Origin of the sequence: Nocardioides sp. TF02-7 (assembly GCF_022437945.1) — a bacterium.
GTDB lineage: Bacteria > Actinomycetota > Actinomycetes > Propionibacteriales > Nocardioidaceae > Nocardioides.
Map to the genome: position 1 here is coordinate 1778730 of NZ_CP092535.1, position 17498 is coordinate 1796227.

18 protein-coding genes and 1 tRNA gene are annotated in these 17498 nt (G+C 72.0%); 16 read left to right on the plus strand and 3 right to left on the minus strand.

Features of this window, described 5'->3' with window-relative positions; genetic code table 11:
- The first annotated feature begins 162 nt into the window (after positions 1-162).
- From MF408_RS09025 to MF408_RS09050, 6 genes are all read left to right on the plus strand, one after another.
- Entirely contained in the window at positions 163-588 is a 426-nt protein-coding gene (locus tag MF408_RS09025; RefSeq protein ID WP_240251093.1) for a hypothetical protein, read from the plus strand.
- 188 nt (positions 589-776) lie between these two features.
- Positions 777-1052: a hypothetical protein gene (locus MF408_RS09030; protein ID WP_240251094.1), complete on the plus strand. Its 276-nt coding sequence runs from the start codon at positions 777-779 to the stop codon at positions 1050-1052.
- A gap of 327 nt (positions 1053-1379) precedes the next feature.
- Positions 1380-2090, plus strand: coding sequence for a hypothetical protein (locus tag MF408_RS09035; RefSeq protein WP_240251095.1), 711 nt, complete (start codon positions 1380-1382; stop codon positions 2088-2090).
- On the plus strand, positions 2087-2674 hold the full coding sequence (locus MF408_RS09040; RefSeq protein ID WP_240251096.1) for a hypothetical protein: 588 nt from the start codon (positions 2087-2089) through the stop codon (positions 2672-2674). The genes MF408_RS09035 and MF408_RS09040 overlap by 4 nt, the downstream gene beginning before the upstream one ends.
- A gap of 101 nt (positions 2675-2775) precedes the next feature.
- Positions 2776-4173 carry a hypothetical protein gene (locus MF408_RS09045; RefSeq protein WP_240251097.1) on the plus strand — a complete coding sequence of 466 codons (1398 nt, stop codon included), beginning with the start codon at positions 2776-2778 and terminating at the stop codon, positions 4171-4173.
- Positions 4174-4323: 150 nt separating this feature from the next.
- A complete protein-coding gene (locus MF408_RS09050) occupies positions 4324-5256 on the plus strand; it encodes a DUF3578 domain-containing protein (RefSeq protein WP_240251098.1) in 933 nt (310 codons plus the stop codon).
- Positions 5257-5326: 70 nt separating this feature from the next.
- On the opposite strand, the gene MF408_RS09055 is transcribed toward MF408_RS09050, so the two are convergent.
- On the minus strand, positions 5327-6088 hold the full coding sequence (locus tag MF408_RS09055) for a hypothetical protein (RefSeq protein WP_240251099.1): 762 nt from the start codon (positions 6086-6088) through the stop codon (positions 5327-5329).
- Positions 6089-6769: 681 nt separating this feature from the next.
- On the opposite strand from MF408_RS09055, the gene MF408_RS09060 reads away from it, so the two are divergent.
- Positions 6770-7036, plus strand: a complete 267-nt coding sequence (locus tag MF408_RS09060; RefSeq protein ID WP_240251100.1) for a hypothetical protein — start codon at positions 6770-6772, stop codon at positions 7034-7036.
- Positions 7037-7164: 128 nt separating this feature from the next.
- On the opposite strand, the gene MF408_RS09065 is transcribed toward MF408_RS09060, so the two are convergent.
- A tRNA-Leu gene (locus tag MF408_RS09065) sits at positions 7165-7248 on the minus strand.
- A gap of 456 nt (positions 7249-7704) precedes the next feature.
- Between MF408_RS09065 and MF408_RS09070 the strand changes: the two genes are divergently transcribed.
- From MF408_RS09070 to MF408_RS09110, 9 genes are all read left to right on the plus strand, one after another.
- The gene (locus MF408_RS09070; RefSeq protein WP_240251101.1) at positions 7705-8442 is read left to right on the plus strand and encodes a DUF3662 and FHA domain-containing protein; all 738 of its coding nucleotides are present in this window, start codon (positions 7705-7707) and stop codon (positions 8440-8442) included.
- A complete protein-coding gene (locus MF408_RS09075) occupies positions 8435-8917 on the plus strand; it encodes an FHA domain-containing protein (protein ID WP_240251102.1) in 483 nt (160 codons plus the stop codon). Before MF408_RS09070 ends, MF408_RS09075 begins: the two co-directional genes overlap by 8 nt.
- A gap of 184 nt (positions 8918-9101) precedes the next feature.
- Complete coding sequence (locus MF408_RS09080; protein ID WP_240251103.1) at positions 9102-9377, plus strand: hypothetical protein; 276 nt, start codon at positions 9102-9104, stop codon at positions 9375-9377.
- Between the two features lie 86 nt (positions 9378-9463).
- A complete protein-coding gene (locus tag MF408_RS09085; protein ID WP_240251104.1) occupies positions 9464-10327 on the plus strand; it encodes a hypothetical protein in 864 nt (287 codons plus the stop codon).
- An 11-nt stretch (positions 10328-10338) separates the two neighbouring features.
- Positions 10339-11754 carry an FtsW/RodA/SpoVE family cell cycle protein gene (locus MF408_RS09090; protein WP_240251105.1) on the plus strand — a complete coding sequence of 472 codons (1416 nt, stop codon included), beginning with the start codon at positions 10339-10341 and terminating at the stop codon, positions 11752-11754.
- Positions 11751-13253, plus strand: coding sequence for a penicillin-binding protein 2 (locus MF408_RS09095; protein ID WP_240251106.1), 1503 nt, complete (start codon positions 11751-11753; stop codon positions 13251-13253). Before MF408_RS09090 ends, MF408_RS09095 begins: the two co-directional genes overlap by 4 nt.
- On the plus strand, positions 13246-14754 hold the full coding sequence (locus MF408_RS09100) for a serine/threonine-protein kinase (protein WP_240251107.1): 1509 nt from the start codon (positions 13246-13248) through the stop codon (positions 14752-14754). The genes MF408_RS09095 and MF408_RS09100 overlap by 8 nt, the downstream gene beginning before the upstream one ends.
- A 6-nt stretch (positions 14755-14760) precedes the next feature.
- Positions 14761-15432, plus strand: coding sequence for a protein kinase (locus MF408_RS09105; RefSeq protein ID WP_345893886.1), 672 nt, complete (start codon positions 14761-14763; stop codon positions 15430-15432).
- A gap of 298 nt (positions 15433-15730) precedes the next feature.
- Complete coding sequence (locus MF408_RS09110) at positions 15731-16699, plus strand: PASTA domain-containing protein (RefSeq protein WP_240251108.1); 969 nt, start codon at positions 15731-15733, stop codon at positions 16697-16699.
- Here MF408_RS09110 and MF408_RS09115 read toward each other — a convergent pair.
- Positions 16696-17484 (minus strand): DUF881 domain-containing protein, encoded by a 789-nt coding sequence (locus tag MF408_RS09115; RefSeq protein WP_240251109.1) that lies wholly within the window; start codon positions 17482-17484, stop codon positions 16696-16698. The two genes, MF408_RS09110 and MF408_RS09115, sit on opposite strands and share 4 nt — an antisense overlap.
- Positions 17485-17498: the final 14 nt, after the last annotated feature.

Here is a 17498-nt window from a genome sequence, read left to right on the forward strand (position 1 = left end):
CCGGGGCGCACCCGGACAGCCCATCCCGCCATTCCCGCCCCCTTTAGGGGCGGGATGGGCTGGCAGCGCGGGCCAGATAGGTGCCCAGCGCGCTTCGCGATCCGAGCCCCGAACGACCGACCAGACAACCGCCGCGCGTGCGCGGCCCGGAGGTGATGACCGATGAACGTTGCTGACACGCGCGCCGCGCTCGTGCGGCTCTGGGAGGGCGTGCTCGCGCCGCCCGGCCACTGGCCCCAGCTCGACCGGCTGCCCGACGCACCGGCCCCGCCGGGCTGGTCCGTCTGGCGGGCCGGAGGCGAGGGCGGACCACTGACCGCGCTCCCGGCGCTGCTGCCCTCGGCCCCACTCGACGTGCGTCGCCGTTACCTCGCGCGCGTCGTGAGCAACACGACCGGCCGGTGCCCCATGTGCTCGGCCGTCCCGACCATCACGCCGGACTCGCCGACGCCCGAGCGGCCCGGTCAGTGGCGCGTCCTGCCGGTCAAGGTCGGCACCACGCACGCGCCCGACTGCCCGGCGATCTTCACCGACGACGACCGGCGGCACTTCGACCCCCGGGCGTTCGCCCCCGCGGACCCGCCGTGATGACCGCCGCACACGGTTGCCGACCGTGCGCTCGGAGCGCTGCGCGAATCGCTGACCTGCACAGACGTGCGGGCCGAGGCGACTCCGACCCGAAACGGACACGTGAACGGACACGTAGCCGCCCCGATTCAGCCCCCCAGAGAGGACCCAAGATGAGCCGCGAACCGACCTCGGCCGCCCACCGCTACATGCAGGCGATCGGGCGCTCTGGCGTCCGTGAGAACGAGACGCCCGCGCCGCCTCCGAAGCCCGACCCGCTGCGCAAGCCCCAGCCACCGAACCGGCGTCGTCGCCGGGTGCCGACCGACAAGCAGCGCGAGCGGGCGTTCACCAAGTTGACGACCACGACCGAGGCACTGACGGCCGAGGAACGGCAGATCATCCGGGGCTATCGGCTCTCGATCGGTGGCGAGGCCGCCGAGGCCGCGCGCCGCGAGATTGAGCGGGAGGTGCGCCGCTCATGACGACCTCAGCACCCGCCGACCATCGAGAGGAACCCGCCATGACTGAGACGACGACCGCCGAGCCGCCGCTCACCGAGCACGCGTGCCCCGGCTGCGGGGTACGGACCGAGCCCGACCGGGGCGAGCCCGTGGTCACGGTCCCGGTGTTCGCGGCGCGTCCGGACGGGAGGGCCGGGCGGCACATCGCGAGCGCGCCCCCTGACCCGCTGCGCCGACTGCCGCGCGCTCCGGGACAGCGCTCGCGCGCTGCTCGACGCGCACCCGGCCGTGCGCGGGCGGCTCGGCAACATCGCCGACGACCGCACCGAGGCCGCTCTCTCCGCGCTCGTGCTGCTCGGGATGCCGCAGCCCGAAAGCGTGACGGAGGCTGACCTCCCGGCGCTGCTGCGCCACCTCGCGCACCCGGGAGCCGCAGCTCGCTGGGAGGCACGCGCGCGGCCGGGCAAGCACGCCCGCGAACCCTGGTCGCACGTCACAGAGGACGCCCGGGCCAGCGTCCGCGCCGCCTACGCGGCGCTGCTGCGCGAGCGGGTGACCGAGCGCTCACCGGACGTGGCGCTCAACCCGCCCACGGTCCACTACTGGGAGCCCGACGTGCCCGCCCCCGGCGGCTGCCTGCTGTGCGGGGTCGCGGCCGTGACCGTGGCCGCCGCTCAGGTCGCCCGGCTCGGCGGACGCGAGGCAGCTCAGGCCGTCGCGTGGCGGCCCCTGTCCACCTCAGCCGCCAACCTTGGCGGCCCGCGTGGGCCGGTGCGGGTCACCGGCCACGTGTGCCCGCCGTGCGACGACGCTTTGGCCTCGGTGGGCGCGGTCGGGCCGACTGCACTCGAGCGCGCCCTCGCCGAGCACCTGACCGCCACCGGCCGCGAGTCGGCTGCCCAGCGGTTCCGCGCCGCGCTCGCTCAGACGGTGGGCAAGGTGCCCGGGCTGACCGGCTGGGGCGCGCTGTTCTACACGGCTCGCGCGCGCAACGTCGCGCCCCCTCGCCCGAACGCCGCGCCTTGGGCGCACCTAGACCTCTCGGAGTTGAGCGCATGAGCTGGCCGAAGGGCTCAGGCATCCCGGCCGGTGGCCCGGGTCACGGACCTCCGTCCGGCATCCCGGCGAAGGGCACACGGCCGCCGTTCGCGCCCGGCAATCTCGCGCGCGCTACGTCCGGCGCTCGTTCGCCCCGGGTCTACGGCGACCTCGCCCAGCGGCTCGCAGCAGGGCTCACCGAGGACCGGCCCGACCTCGGCGCGTACCCCGAGGCGGTGGCCGCGTGGGCGACGGCCGAGGCACAGGCAGCGCTCATGCGCCGCCACGTGGCCGAGGTGGGGCCGCTCGACCCCGACACGGGCACGCCCCGCGAGGCGGTGCTCTCGTGGCTGACCCGACTTGAGAGCGCCGCCGCCCGGCACCGGGCAACGCTCGGGCTCGACCCCCGCTCGGAGGCCGCCCTCGCACGGGAGCGGGCCGCCGCCTCGGTGCTCGCCGTGGACCTCGACGCCCTGGCCGAGCGGGGTCGGCAGGCACTCGCCCAGCGCGAGGCCGCCGGGCTCCCGGCTCCGCCCGACCTGCCCGGCGAGGTTCTAGCCGAGCACCTCGACGCGTACACCCGCGAGCGCGAGGCGGCATCGTGACCGGCCCCGACCCGCTGGCGCTGCTCTCGGGGCTGGTGCTCGACACGGGCGACACCTGGGGCAGCTCCGCGACCGACTGGCAGCGCGAGGACGCCGCCGCGATGCTCGCCGACGACCCTCGGCGGCACTACGCGCTCCGGGGCCGGGGCATGAGCAAGACGACGGACGCGGCCGGGGTCGCCCTGGCGCTGCTGCTCACCCGCGCGCCGGCCCGTTCGCGCTCCCACGCATACGCCGTGGATGCCGGGCAGGCGCGCATCCTGCTCGACACGATCGGCGGACTCGTGGGCCGCTCCGGGCTCGGCGGCGCGGTGGAGGTGTCGGCTCGTTCGGTGACGGTGCGGGCGACAGGCGCGAGCCTCGCCGTTGAGGCGAGCGACGGCGCATCGGCCTACGGACTCCGGCCCTGGCTCACCGTGTGCGACGAGCTGGGCATGTGGCCCGCGACGACGAACCATCGCGCGCTGTGGGCCGCGATCACCTCGGCCGTTCCCAAGGTGCCCGGCTCCCGGCTGGTGGCGATCGGCACGGCGGGCTCGCCCGCCTCGCTCGGCGCGAAGGTCTGGCAGGACGCGACCGCCTCGCCCTACTGGCGGACCTCGCTCCGGCCCGGCCCGGCTCCGTGGTGGACGGCCGAGGACGTGGAGGCGACCCGAGCCGACCTGACCGCGAGCGAGTGGCGGCGGCTCATCCTTTGCGAGTGGGCCGAGGGCGACGACGCGCTGACCACCCCCGAGGACGTGGCCGCGTGCATCCGGGGCGGGTCGCTCACTCTGCCGCCCGTCCCGGGCGTGGAGTACGTCGCGGCGCTCGACGTGGGCACCCGGCGGGACCTGACCGGGCTCGCGGTGGGGCACGCCGAGAGGCGGGCATCGGGCCGCGTCGTGGTGATTGACCGGGTGCTCTCATGGCGGCCCGCCGAGGGCACGGGCGGCCGGGTCGATCTGTCCGAGGTGGAGTCGGCAACGCTGCGGCTATGCCGCGAGTACCGGGTGCGGCGGCTGCGGTTCGACCGGATGCAGGCCGAGCAGTTGACCGGCAACCTCGCCCGCGCCGGAGTGCGGCCCATTGAATACGTGTTCTCATCGGCGGGCGCTGATCGGCTGGCTCGCTCCCTGTTCGTGGCTCTGCGGGATCGAGCGGTGGAGCTGCCCGACGACGACGAGTTGAGGGCCGAGGCGATGACGGTGCGGCTCGTGGAGACGGGACCGGGCACGGTGAAGATGAGCAACCCGCCGGGCACGCATGACGACGTGCTGACTGCCGTGGGCATGGTCCTGGCCGACCTCACCGCCCAGCCGGACAGCGGTCCCGGCACAATCTGGTCGCCGATCGGCCGCCCCGCCGTGGTCCGCACGCTGCACGATGCGCGCCCGACGATGCCCGCCCGGCTGGCAGTCCGGCAGGCGGCGCGAGAGCAGACGCGCGCCCAGCGCCGCGCGGGGCTCGGGCTGATCGTGCCCCGCTCGGCGAACGACCCGGCGCGTGTGCAGCACTGACGCTGCGCTCCCTTATGGTTTGACTCATGCCTCTCGGCGATTATCTACGGGACATCGCGGCAGGTTACTCGCGCGACTCCATCCACTCGCCGGGTCACGATCTGCTCGCTGACGCACCGAGCCAGTTCGCCCCCCGTGTTGCCTGCTGGGTTGACGGTCGAAGGGAGTGGCGGCAAAGGGAATGCCACACACACGCCGTGGATCGGCGTTTTCGACCCGGACGAAACTGACAGCCCACAGGAAGGCATCTACCTGGTCTATATCTATGCTGCGCCGCTCGATCGGGTCGTGCTAACCCTGAATCAAGGAGTCGGCAGGCTCCGCAAGAAGTACGGCGACGTTGAGGCCCGGAGTCGGCTCGCTTCAGACGCCGCAGCGGTGCGGGCAGCGCTAGGCACGACAGCGACCGCCGGAACACTTCCGAACGTGACATTCGGCGTCAATGCCCCACTCCAACGAGCGTACGAAGCCGGCAACATCGCAGCGATTCAGTATGACCTCGCCGACCTTCCGCCCGACGCAGACCTACTCACCGACCTAGATCGGTTCGTAGACCTCTATCAAGACGCAATCGTGGCGAAGCGTGACTTGCTGCAGCAGGACCCCGGCAGCGTCTCCTCTTCGAGTGCACCGAAGACGACGGGTGGCTCGGACCCGTTGCGGCAGTTCGCTCCCAAGAGCGACTCGGACTACATCACTCACCTGACGGGCAAAGCGCTGGTCAGGAGCCGGCGACACGAGACGCTCGTAAAGGAGTACGGGGAGCACGTCGCCTCGCTCGGATTCTCACCCGCGACTAATGTGCATCCCCGGGATTTGACCCTAGTCAAGGAAGACCACGAGTGGCTGGTCGAGGCGAAGGTTGTCTATCGAGGCAACGCGACCAACGCCGTAAGGGACGCGATAGGTCAACTCTTGCAGTACCGGCATTTCCTTTACGCTTCAGATTCTGCAGTGCGATTAGTGGCGCTTTTCACCGAACCCGTCGGGGACGCCTACGTCGATTTTTCTGTCCTCGGTTGGCATCAGATCAGTGTGGAAGGCCCCGGGAGGCTGGAGTGGCTCGGCGTCAGCAAAGGCTGAGGGGTTGGCGTGACTCGGGTGAGCAGATCACCGATCCGTCACTGGGCACTACCCGACTACGCTGACCGGTTCAGTGCCCGTCCGGTGCCGGGTCGACTGGCGGCACAGTTGGGCGTTGTCGGTCGCGCCGCTGCTGGGCCTTATTCAGCTCCTCGGGCGTGAGATAGAACGGGACGCGGTTGAAGGCGCCCCAAAGAAGACCTAAGGCACCCGCAATGTTCGCGAGTATCGCGGCCGCCCAAGTGATAGCGGAGACGTTGTCACCTTGGAGCAATGCCAGGAGCCACCCTCCAGTGACCGTCCAGCCGCCCCGGCCGACGTTGAGCGCCGAAGCTACCCCGATTCGATGGCGTTTCTCCTTCTTTGCGAACTGACGCAACACGTCATCGGCGTTACCGAATGACGCGCCGCCCTGCTTCGCAAGGAAATCCTCTAGCCGAGCTAGAACGCCCTCGTCCGGGTTGTCAGCCATCAGTTCATCCAGCTCGTCGAAGGCGCGCGCGTCGAGATGTACTTCGGCGAACTTGTCCCTGATCCGTTTCATAATTGCGTCTCGCCACCACAGCGACGGGCCGCCTTGATCGTTGAGGTATTTCCGATCTTCGCGTTGGGCGTAGTCCAAACCTGGTGCCTCAGCCAGAGCTATCACTAAGAGTTGGCACACCGGCGTACCCACAGGCAACCGGAGCGTCACTGGCGAGTGGTTGTAAAGGGTCAGGGGCATGTGACCCTTCCATCCCGGGTTGATGAACCCGCCAGCGGTGTGCACGGAAAGCCCCATCCGCGCATAGCTGCTGCGGCCCTCAATAGCGCCCGCGCAATCGGACGGCATCGAAAAACCGTTCGGCGACCCGCCCCAGGATCATTTGCCCTGGCTTTATCGTGATTTTGTCGTTCCACTTGACCCGGTGGACCTTCCACCCGCGCTGAGGGTCCAACTCCATAACCCTAGAACGCTCAAGATCTACAATCCGGCGCCGACCGAAGGGCGCCAGTCGACCTCGACGTGGCGTCCAAAACGTTCCGGACAGACGAAGATCGATCGAGCAGGGTCCGACCTGTCGTGCCGGGTCGAAGGGCTCGTCCGTGTTCTCAGCCGAGAACCGGAACTCCTCCAGCCGAGATTGAATCTGAACGTCCGTGAGGTACACCCTGCTCAGTATTGGGGGTGAAGTCCTCTATGCAGCGCATTGGATAGGTGCGGACCCTGTGCCGATCGAGGTCGTAAGCGTCGAGGAGCCACTGTGGCTCGGGCACCCAGTCAGTGCGGCCGAACCAGATGCGGTCCGGCACGACACGGCGGACGACTCTGCGACCCTGGCTGTCAAGGAAGGCGATACGCACGATCTGGTCTTGGGCCACTCGTTCTGTATACCCCACGGCTGCATCACTCACTAGAGTCTCCTGTCGAGTAGCTAGAGTCTAGGAACTAGAAACTAGGAAGTAGTGGCAACACGCTGGAGCGACGAGCAGAAGAGCGCGGCCAAACAGTTGTTCGGCCGCCCACTCCGCGTTGCCCCTAGCGGTCTGGGTTCTCGAGCGGCGCGGCGAAGCGTTCTTCCAGTCTGAGGCCCAGGCGGGCCTGCAGGAGCACGGTGCGTCCGCCAGCGGCGTCGCGGACGAGCTCCGGCTGTTCCAGCAGTTCTCCATGCTCACCTCGTTCCCTGATGGACGGCGCTTGTACTACGTCCAGAAAGACAGCCCATATTGGTCGGCGTTCGAGGCCATCGCTGGCGCTCTGGGCATCGAAGGGCCGTTGCAGCGCTCGGACTCGACATAGCTAGGACTCGCCTCCTTCGCGCGTGTGTCCATGCCGTGTCCACGGAGCCCGGAGCGGCAGAGAGCCCCGACCCTCTCGGGCCGGGGCTCTCCGGCATTTCTGCTGGTCAGCGGGTCACCGCTGCCAAGTGCGCGAGGGGGGAGTTGAACCCCCACGCCCTTTCGGGCACACGGACCTGAACCGTGCGCGTCTGCCTATTCCGCCACTCGCGCAAGTAGCCGGGTCAGGCTATCCCAGGCGCCACCCGCCGCCCAAACCGGGGCGTACGGCGGCCGCCGTACGCCCCGCGACCTGTTGAATCGTGTCTCGTGGTTGGTCGAATCGGGCCCGGTGGTTGCCCGAATCGGGCCTCATGGCGTTCCGATCGGGCCTCGTGGCGCAGCGCGGGCGCCACAACACCCGACTCGACGAGCCACGAGACCGGACTCGACACACCACGACTCCCGATTCGACACACCACAAGGCCCGATTCAACACACCACCACACCCGATTCGACGCGCCACGAGGCCCGATTCGACGCGTGAGCGCGGGGTGCGGGGCGGGTCGGGCCCGCCCCGATACGATCGAGCGGGCCCCGCGACGGGCACCGGCGGCGACCGCGTCACGACGGCAGGCCGCAGGCGGACGGGCGAGAGCAGCGACGAGCGGAACGAGAGGAGGGGCCCGGGTGGGTGGACTGCAGCGGTTCGAGCAGAAGCTGGAGCAGGCGATCTCCGGGGTCTTCGCGCGCACGTTCCGCAGCGCCGTCCAGCCGGTCGAGATCGCGGCGGCGCTGCAGCGCGAGATCGACAACGAGGCGCAGATCCTCTCCCGCGAGCGACGACTGGTGCCCAACGCGTTCCGGGTCGAGCTCTCCACCAGCGACCTCGAGCGGCTGGCGCCCTACGACACCACGCTCGCCGGCGAGCTCGCCGAGCAGCTCCAGGAGCACGCCGACCTCCAGTCCTACGTGTTCCCGGGGCCGATCAAGATCGAGTTCGAGCCGGCCGAGGACCTGGGCACCGGCCGGTTCCGGGTGGTGAGCCGCGCGGAGGCGACGGTGTCCGGGCAGGCCCGCCTCGACGCCGGCCACCGCACCCGCGCCGTGCTCGAGGTCAACGGCACCCAGCACCCCCTCCAGCCGCCCGGGCTCGTCGTCGGCCGCGGCAGCGAGGCCGACCTCCGGATCAACGACCCCGGCGTCAGCCGCCGGCACGCCCAGTTCACCGTGAGCGTCGACCCCGGCGCGTCCCACCGCCCGGGCGAGCGCCCGCTGCAGATCGAGGTCCACGACATGGGCTCCACCAACGGCATCACCGTCGACGGCCGGCGGGTCCGGCGCGCCGTCCTGGGCGACGGGTCCCGGGTGCAGATCGGCCACACCTCGCTCGTCGTCCGCCTGCTCGAGGAGGCGTCCGGTGTCTGAGCTGACCCTGTTCCTGGTGCGCGTCGCCTACCTGGCGATCCTGTGGATCTTCGTCCTGTCGGCGATCTCGGTGATCCGCTCCGACATGTTCGGCGCGCGGATGCCCGCGCCGGGCGGGGCCGCACCCCCGAAGCAGCCCAAGCAGCCGAAGCAGCCCAAGCAGAAGCCGTCGCGGCGGCGCGGCTCGCCCACGCACGTCGCCGTGATCCAGGGCCCCAACACCGGGATCACCGCCGACCTCGCGCTGGCCCCGATCCTCATCGGCCGCGGCAACGACGCCGCGATCCGGCTCGACGACGACTACGTCTCCACCCGCCACGCCCGGATCGCCGCGTCCGGCGACCAGTGGTACGTCGAGGACCTCGGCTCCACCAACGGCACCTACCTCGGCAGCCAGCGGATCACCCAGCCGACCACCATCGGCCTCGGCGCGCAGGTCCGCATCGGCAAGACCATCCTGGAGCTGCAGAAGTGACGGACGACAGCACGCAGCCGGACGGGGTCCGGCCGACCGAGCCGGCGCCGCTCACCGACCGGCCACCCCCCGCCGCCCACGGCACCACCGGCACCACCGGCCCCGGACGAGCCGACCCGGCCGGTCCCGACCGCCGCCCCGCCGCTGCGGCTGGCGCTACCACGCGATCTCCGACGTCGGCCGCGTGCGCAAGGACAACCAGGACTCCGGGTACGCCGGCCCGTGGCTGCTCGCGGTCTGCGACGGCGTCGGCGGCGCCGCCCGCGGCGACATCGCGTCCGGCACCGCGGTCACCGAGCTCCGCCGGCTCGACGAGGCGCCCGACGGCGGGGACCTGATCACCCGGGTCACCGACGCGCTCCACGAGGCGCACGACGCGATCGGCGCCCAGGTCGACGAGGACCCCGCCCCTCAACGGCACCAGCACCACCGCCACGGTCGCGCTCTTCGACGGCCGTAAGGTCGCGCTTCGCCCACATCGGCGACTCCCGCGGCTACCTCCTCCGCGACGGGGAGCTCTCCCAGCTCACCACCGACCACACGCTGGTGCAGAGCCTCATCGACGAGGGCCGGATCACCGAGGAGGAGGCGCGGGTCCACCCCCACCGCAACCTGATCCTCAAGGCGCTCGACGGGCTGCACGAGGTGGAGCCCGACCTGTTCTCGCTCGAGCTGGTGCCCGGCGACCGGCTCTTCCTGTGCAGCGACGGCGCCAGCGGGGTGCTCGACGCGCCGCGGATCACCGACATCCTCGCCAGCGGGTCGCCGGAGTTCTCCGCGATCGAGATGGTGCGGGCCAGCCTCGAGGCCGGCAGCTCCGACAACGTCACCTGCATCGTCGCCGACGTCCTCGCCGACGAGCAGGCCGCCGCCGACCCGGCGTACGCCGAGCTCGAGCCGATGGTCGTCGGCGCGGCCGCCGACCTGAAGCGGCGGCTGCCGCGCACGCTGTTCCGCGGCCACCGCTCCGGCGACACCGGCGAGCTGGAGCCGATCGACGCCGAGATCCCCGAGGGCGTGGGCCACGTGATCCGCGCCGACCCGCCGGTCGACCCCGAGACCTACCGCTACATGCCCCGGCCGCCGCGGCGGTTCACCTGGGCCCGCCGGCTGCTGGCGGCGGCCATCGTCCTCGGCCTGCTGTGGGTGCTGGGCGCGTCGGCGTACTGGTGGACCCAGCAGCAGTACTACGTCGGCGAGCACGAGGGGCAGGTCGCGATCTTCCGCGGCGTCGAGGGGGTGCCGGGGCTCTCCGAGCTCCACCGCACCAGCGACATCGCGGTCGAGGACCTGCCCGAGCCCAAGCAGGTCGACGTCGACGGCGGCATCGCCGCCGACGGCTACGACGACGCGGTCGACATCCTCCACAAGCTGGCCGAGGACGTCGTGCCCGCGGTGGACGAGGGGTAGGCCGCACGGCGATGTCGGCCAACTCCGCACTCATGGGCTTCGTCCACCGCCGCCGCCGCGGCGTGGAGCTCTTCCTCCTTGTGCTCGCGCTCGTCGTGGGCATCGGCGCCTACGCCTCCGTCGGCCTCGGCATCGACGGCCAGGTCCCGGCCAACCTGATCGGCTACGGCGCCTGGCTGGCGGCGCTGGTCGTCGTGGCCCACGTCGTGGTCCGGCTGGTGGCGCCGTACGCCGACCCGGTGCTGCTGCCGGTCGTCGCCGCGCTCAACGGCCTCGGCCTGGCGGTGATTCACCGGCTCGACCGGGCCCGGCTGTCCGGCCTCGCCGACCAGCAGCTGACCTGGATGACGGTCGGAGTGGTGCTGTTCGTGGCCACCCTGGTGCTGCTGCGCGACCACCGCCTCCTCGCCCGGTTCACCTACACCTCGGGGCTGGCCGCGATCGTGCTGCTGGTGCTGCCGATGCTGCCGCTGATCGGCACCGAGGTGAACGGTGCGCGGATCTGGATCCGGCTCGGCCCGATCGGGTTCCAGCCCGGCGAGATCGCCAAGGTGCTGCTCGTCATCACCTTCGCCGGCTACCTCGTCGTCCACCGCGACGCGCTCGCCCTCGCGGGCCGCCGGTTCCTGTTCATCGACTTCCCCCGCGGCCGCGACCTCGGCCCGATCCTCGCGATGTGGGTGGTCAGCCTCGGCATCCTGGTGCTGCAGAAGGACCTCGGGTCCAGCCTGCTGTTCTTCGGCCTGTTCCTCATCATGCTCTACGTCGCCACCGAGCGGCCGGGCTGGCTGGTCGTCGGCGGGCTGATCTTCTTCGGCGGCGCCGCCGGCGTCTGGTTGTTCGGCGACCGGATCGGGGCCGACCACGTGGAGATCCGGGTCAACATCTGGCGCGACCCGTTCGAGTACTACGGCGGCGAGGGCATCTACGACAGCGGCCGCCAGCTGGTGGAGTCGGGCTTCGGCATGGCGTGGGGCGGCCTGCTCGGCCGCGGCCTCGGCGAGGGCAACCCGTGGCGGATCTCCTACGCCGAGTCCGACTTCATCTTCGCCGCGATCGGCGAGGAGCTCGGGCTGACCGGGGCGCTCGCGATCCTCCTGCTCTACGGGCTGATCGTGGAGCGCGCGCTGCGTGCGGCCCTGATCTCCCGCGACGGGTTCGGCAAGCTGGTCGCCACCGGCCTCGCCGGCGTGCTCGCGCTGCAGGTCTTCGTCGTCATCGGCGGCGTCACCCGGCTGATCCCGCTGACCGGCCTCACCACGCCGTTCCTCTCCTACGGCGGGTCGTCGCTGGTCGCCAACTGGGTGATCGTCGCGCTGCTGCTGCGGATCTCCGACCAGGCGCGCCGCCCGGTCCCCGCCCCCGACGACGACGGGGCCGACCCCGACCAGCTGCAGACCCAGGTGGTCAAGGTGGTGCCGCGATGAACCGGCCGATCCGCACCGTCTCGATCTTCTGCATGCTGCTGTTCCTGGCGCTGATGGTCAACGTGACCTACCTGCAGTTCTGGCACGCCGACGAGCTCAACGACCACGCGCTCAACAACCGCGTGATCGAGGAGGCGTTCAGCCGCGAGCGCGGCCTGATCCTCACCGGCCAGGGCCGTGACGAGACCACGCTGGCGCGCAGCCGCGAGGTCGACGACCGCTACGAGTACCTCCGCACCTACCCGAAGCCGCGGATGTACGCCCACATCTCCGGCTTCCTCACCCTGCACCGCCAGACCGGCATCGAGCGCTCGCAGAACGCCGTGCTGTCCGGGGAGGACCCGCGGCTGTTCGTCACCCGGCTGGTCGACCTGGTGCAGAACGAGACCAACCAGGGCGGCAACGTGCTCCTGACCCTCGACCCCGCCGCGCAGCAGGCGGCGTACGACGCCCTGCAGCAGGCGGTCGGCCCGGACGGCGCGGGGTCGGTGGTCGCGGTCGAGCCGAAGACCGGGCGCGTGCTCGCGATGGTGTCGCTGCCGACGTACGACCCCAACCAGCTGGCCGACCACGACTTCGCCGCCGCCGACCGCACCTACCGGCAGCTCGACCGCGACCCGGCGCAGCCGCTGGTCAACCGCGCGATCCAGACCCGGCTGTTCCCCGGCTCGACGTTCAAGATCGTCACGGCCGCGGCCGCGATCGAGAACGACCTCCACGAGGCGGACGGGTCGGTGCCTGCCGGCGCGACCTACACCCCGCCCGGCACCAGCCACGGGATCGGCAACAGCACCAGCTCGTCGTGCAACGCCGAGCAGATCCCGTTCGAGACGGCGATGTCGCTGTCGTGCAACACCGCGTTCGCGCGGATGGCGGTCGAGCTCGGCGTCGAGCGGATGCGCGAGCAGGCGGAGGCGTTCGGCTTCAACAGCGAGTACCTGCAGGACCTCTCGCCGCAGGCGGAGTCGGTCTACCCCGGCGACGACATCGACGACGCGTTCGTCGCGCAGACCGGCATCGGGCAGTTCGAGGTGCAGTCGACGCCGCTGCAGATGGCGATGGTGTCGGCGGCGATCGCCAACCGCGGCACGCTGATGCGGCCCTACCTCGTCGAGCAGATCCAGACCGCCGACTACGACAACCTCGAGACCACCGAGCCGGAGGAGCTGCGTGACGCGGTGAGCCCCGAGACCGCCGACCAGGTGACCGACCTGATGGTCGCGACCGTCGAGGAAGGCACCGCGTCGCCGGCCGCCATCCAGGGCGTGACCGTGGCCGGCAAGACCGGCACCGCGCAGCGCGACGACCGGGCGTGCGAGGACCCCGACAAGCTGCCGCCGTACGCGTGGTTCACGTCGTTCGCGCCGGCGGAGGACGCCGAGGTCGCGGTCGCGGTGATGATCGAGCGGTCGGGCGCGGTGTCGTGCAACGACATCGCCGGCGGCCGCCTCGGCGGCCCGGTCGCGAAGGCCGTGATGGAGGCGGTGCTCGATGACTGAGGCCTCCTACGCCGACCCCAGCCACCGCTACCGCCTCGACAGCCGGATCGCCACCGGCGGCATGGGCGTCGTGTGGCGCGCGACCGACACCCGGCTCGACCGGCCGGTGGCGGTGAAGGTGCTCAAGCACGAGTACGCCGACGACCCGCAGTTCCGCGCCCGGTTCGAGACCGAGGCCCGCAACGCCGCCGCGCTGCAGCACCCCGGCATCGCCGGGGTCTACGACTACGCCTCCGACCCGGCGGGGACGGCGGCGCCGTACCTGGTGATGGAGCTGGTCGAGGGGCAGCCGCTGTCGGCGCTGCTGGCCCAGGCCCGCGAGAGCGACCGCCGGCTCGACCCCGACGTCGTCCGCGACCTGCTCGCCCAGACCGCCGAGGCGCTCGCTGTCGCGCACGCCGCGGGCATCGTCCACCGCGACGTCAAGCCGGCCAACCTGATCGTCACCCCCGACCGGCGCATCAAGGTCACCGACTTCGGCATCGCCCGCGCCGGTGACGCGGCGCAGATCACCCGCACCGGCGCGGTGATGGGGACGCCGCAGTACCTCTCCCCCGAGCAGGCGCGCGGCAACCCGGCGACGCCGGCGTCCGACGTCTACTCCCTCGGCGTGGTCGCGTTCGAGTGCCTCGCCGGCCGCCGCCCGTTCGAGGCGGAGTCGGCGGTGGCGACGGCGTTGGCCCACCTGCAGCAGCCGGTGCCCGACCTGCCGCCGGAGGTCCCGGCCGACCTGGCGGCGGTGGTGCGCCGGGCGCTCGCCAAGAGCCCCGAGGAGCGGTACGCCGACGGCGCCGCGTTCGCGGCCGCGCTCCGGTCGCCGGGCTCGGCCGCCGGCGCGCCGGACGACCCCTCGGACGCGACGATGGTGCTGCCCGCCGGCGGCGTGCCCGTGCCGGCGCCGGTCGACCCGGCGACGGCGCGGGTGGACCGGCTCGACCGGCCCGCGCCGTACGAGCCGCCGCCGGCGGACCCAGAGCCGGGTCCCGACCGGAAGGGGCGGCAGCCGGCGCTGGCTGCTGCCGGTGCTCGTGGTGCTGCTGCTCGTGGCGGCCGCGGTGGTGGCGGGGATCCTGCTGCTGGGCGGTGGCGACGAGGAGGAGCCGGCGACCGACGAGCGGCGCGATCACCCCCGCACGTCGCGGGCCGCGGAGCCGGAGACCACCCCGACGACCGAGGAGCCACCCCCGGAGCCGGAGCCCGACCCGACCACCGAGGAGCCCGAGACCGTGCAGGTCGACGCCGGCGACTACGTCGGCCGCGACCGGTTCGACGTCGAGGCCGAGCTGCAGCGGGCCGGCCTGAACGTGCGGCTGGTCGAGGTGGACAACCCCGGCGGCGAGGCCCCCGACACCGTCAGCGACGTCTCGCCCACCGGCGAGCTGACCGTCGGCGACACCGTCGACGTGTCGTACTGGGGGCCCGAGCCGCCGCCTCCGGACGACCCGGAGACCGAGACCTCAGAGCCGGCGACGCCGGACGAGACCGAGACGACGGAGGGTGAGGGCGGATGAGCAACTCCGGTCCCACTGAGCCACCGGGCCGGCCGCCGGCGACCGGCGCGACGGTCGGCGGCCGCTACCAGCTCGGCGAGCTGCTCGGCCGCGGCGGGATGGCGGAGGTCCGCAAGGGCATCGACACCCGGCTGGGCCGGGTCGTCGCCGTCAAGCGGCTGCGCACCGACCTCGCCAGCGACGCGACCTTCCAGGCGCGGTTCCGCCGCGAGGCGCAGTCGTCGGCCTCGCTCAACCACCCCGCGATCGTGGCGGTCTACGACACCGGCGAGGAGCTCACCGCCGACGGCGTCTCCCAGCCCTACATCGTGATGGAGCACGTCGCCGGCCGCACGCTGCGCGACATCCTCCGCGAGGGTCGCAAGATCCTGCCCGAGCGGGCGCTGGAGATCACCAGCGGCGTGCTGTCGGCGCTCGACTACAGCCACCGGGCCGGCATCATCCACCGCGACATCAAGCCCGGCAACGTGATGCTCACGCCCACCGGCGACGTCAAGGTGATGGACTTCGGCATCGCCCGCGCGATGAGCGACGCCGCCTCGTCGATGACGCAGACGGCTGCCGTCGTGGGGACCGCGCAGTACCTCTCCCCGAGCAGGCGCGCGGCGAGGCCGTCGACTCCCGGTCCGACGTCTACTCCGCGGGCTGCCTGCTCTACGAGCTGCTGACCGGTCGGCCGCCGTTCGTCGGCGACAGCCCGGTCGCCGTCGCCTACCAGCACGTCCGCGAGCCGGCCGTGCCGCCGTCGCACCACGACAGCGACCTCACGCCGCAGGTGGACGCGATCGTGATGAAGGCGCTGGCCAAGCGGGTCGAGGACCGCTACCAGTCCGCCGCGCAGATGCGCTCCGACATCGAGCGCTACCTCGCCGGCCGGCCGGTCCAGGCCGTCGTACCCGCGCCCACGCCGGTCGACGACCCCCGACCCGGGCGACCACGCCGGTGCCGGCGGTCGCCGAGACGTCCGTGCGCGGACGTCCGGTGCCGCCGGAGGACGACGAGCGGCGCAGCAGCAAGCCGTGGCTCTGGGTGCTGCTGGCCCTGCTGCTCGTCGCGCTGCTCGCCGCCGCGTACCTGGTCTGGCCGCGCCTCTTCCCCGACGAGCCGACGCCGGTGGAGGTGCCGTCGGTGGTGCGGATGGACCGCGACACCGCGGCCGCCACGCTCGGCGACGCCGACCTGCAGGTCGACCACCGCGAGCGGGTGTGCAGCGACGACGTGGAGGCCAACCACGTCGTCGAGCAGGACCCCCCGGCCGACTCGGTCGTCGACCCGGGCTCCGAGGTGAGCCTGGTGCTGAGCTCCGGGCCGTGCGACTTCGCGATGCCCGAGGTGACCGGCGACCTGCAGCGCGTGGCCGTCAACACGCTGGTGCAGGCCGGCATCAAGCGCCGCAACATCATCATCGCGCCGGAGGAGTGCGACACCGACGAGGAGCAGGGCACGGTCGTCGAGCAGACCCCGCAGCCCGGCGTCTCCGTGGGCGCCAACGACACCGTGACGCTCTGCATCTCCGACGGGCCCGAGGTGGTGCCCGAGGTGATCGGCCTGCGCCGCGGCCAGGCCGAGCGGGCGATCGAGGAGGCCGGGTTCGAGGTCGACGTCCGCGAGGACCCGACGTCCACGCGGCCGAAGAACGAGGTCACCGACGTGATCCCGGGCGAGGGCACCGAGCTCGACCAGGGCGACACCGTGACGATCTTCGTGTCCGTCTACGAGGAGCCGCCCGAGACCACGCCGCCGGCCGAGACCGACACCGACGGCGACGGGCTGCCCGACACCGACGAGCAGGGCGTGGGCACCGACCCGAACAACCCCGACACCGACGGCGACGGCGTCTCTGACGGCGACGAGGTCGAGGGCGGCACCGACCCGCAGAACCCGTTCGACCCGCCCCCGGGCCAGGACGACGACGAGGGTGCCGAGCGCGCCTAGCGGATCGGCTCGGCGTACCGGAAGTCGAGGATGCCGTCGTACGGCGGCGCCTCGACGTGGTCCTCGACGGTCAGGCCCCAGCCGATGTCGATGTTGGGGTTGGCGGCGTCGGTGCGGTAGCCGGACACGAGCGGGTCGGCGTCGATCTCCCCGACCAGCCGGTCGGGGTCGCCGACGGCCTCGATCACGTAGGGCTGCTGGTAGGGGACGCCCTGCAGCTGGACGGTCGGGCCCTCGCACTTGATGCCCGTCGTGGAGATCACCCGCTGCCCGGCGATCGTCACCGCGGTCGCGCCGCCGCGCCACAGCGCGTTGACGACGGCCTGGAGGTCCTGCTGGTGCACGACCAGCTGGTTGATCTCGATGCCGAGGTCGGCCAGCGCGTCCTCGTCGGGGTCGGTGATCGGGGAGTCGGACATGGTGATCGAGACGCCCGGTCCGCTGCGCGGCTCGAGGCCGGCCGGGTCGCGCAGCTCCTCGATCCGGCCCCGCGCCCGCGAGACCGGCAGCGACCGCACGTTCTCGGTCAGCGCATCCACCTCGGCCTCGAGGTCGGAGAGGTCGGCCCGCAGCTCCTCGTAGTCGTCCGCCTCCGCCTCCACGAGGCCGGCGAGGTCGGTGTAGCGCCCCGGGCGGAGGTCGGTGCCCCCGCTGTCGGCGGCGGAGATCATGAACAGCGCGCCGCTGACGAGGCCGACCAGCGGCGTCCCGACCCGCCAGCCGAGGGAGCGCCGGGGCCGTTGCGGTCGCTCAGGCGTCGGCCCAGCCGCGTGCGCACCCGTCATAGTGTCTAGGGTAG